Raw genomic sequence first — 880 nt, 5'->3', positions numbered from 1 at the left:
GGCTCTGTTGCAAAGATTGGCGGCAGTCAGAGGTAGGCTGTCGCTCTGCGCCGATCAGGCGGCTGCTGCGAAATGGTGGTTGAGCATGCCCATGGCCTCCGTCAGCGCCGAGGGCCCAATGCCAAAAGCTCTCTCCACAAGGCGCACCTCGCCCCTGATGCCGGGCTGCAGGCACCAGGGGCGAGCCTGTCCTTTGCGCAGGGCTCGCATGACTTCGAATCCCTTGATCGTGGCATAGGCCGTGGGGATCGATTTGAAACCGCGCACCGGCTTGATCAGTATCTTGAGCTTTCCGTGATCGGCCTCGATCACGTTATTGAGATACTTCACCTGCCGGTGGGCCGTCTCCCGGTCCAGCTTTCCTTCGCGCTTCAATTCGGTGATCGCTGCACCATAGCTCGGCGCTTTGTCGGTATTGAGCGTGGCAGGCTTTTCCCAGTGCTTCAGGCCTCGCAGGGCCTTGCCCAGGAACCGCTTCGCTGCCTTGGCGCTGCGGGTCGGCGACAGGTAGAAATCGATCGTGTCGCCCCGCTTGTCGACTGCCCGGTACAGGTAGGTCCACTTGCCCCGCACCTTGACGTAGGTTTCATCCAGGCGCCAGCTCGGATCAAAGCCACGCCGCCAGAACCAGCGCAGCCGCTTCTCCATCTCCGGGGCGTAGCACTGGACCCAGCGATAGATCGTCGTATGGTCGACCGAAATGCCGCGTTCCGCCAGCATTTCCTCAAGGTCGCGATAGCTGATCGGATAGCGACAATACCAGCGCACCGCCCACAGGATCACATCACCCTGGAAATGGCGCCACTTGAAATCCGTCATCGTTCCGTCCGTCCAATCTCCGCCAAGCATGCTCAAGCTTCACGATTTTTGCAACAGAGCC

1 protein-coding gene is annotated in these 880 nt (G+C 60.6%); it reads right to left on the bottom strand.

The features are described 5' to 3' along the window. Positions 1-54: 54 nt before the first annotated feature. On the bottom strand, positions 55-819 hold the full coding sequence (locus tag QSJ60_RS19035) for an IS6-like element IS6100 family transposase (protein ID WP_001389365.1): 765 nt from the start codon (positions 817-819) through the stop codon (positions 55-57). Positions 820-880 lie beyond the last annotated feature (61 nt).

The organism is Agromyces sp. NBRC 114283, from assembly GCF_030268405.1.
GTDB lineage: Bacteria > Actinomycetota > Actinomycetes > Actinomycetales > Microbacteriaceae > Agromyces > Agromyces mediolanus.
The sequence above is the reverse complement of the archived record's forward strand: the minus strand, read 5'-3'. Positions and strand labels throughout refer to the sequence as shown.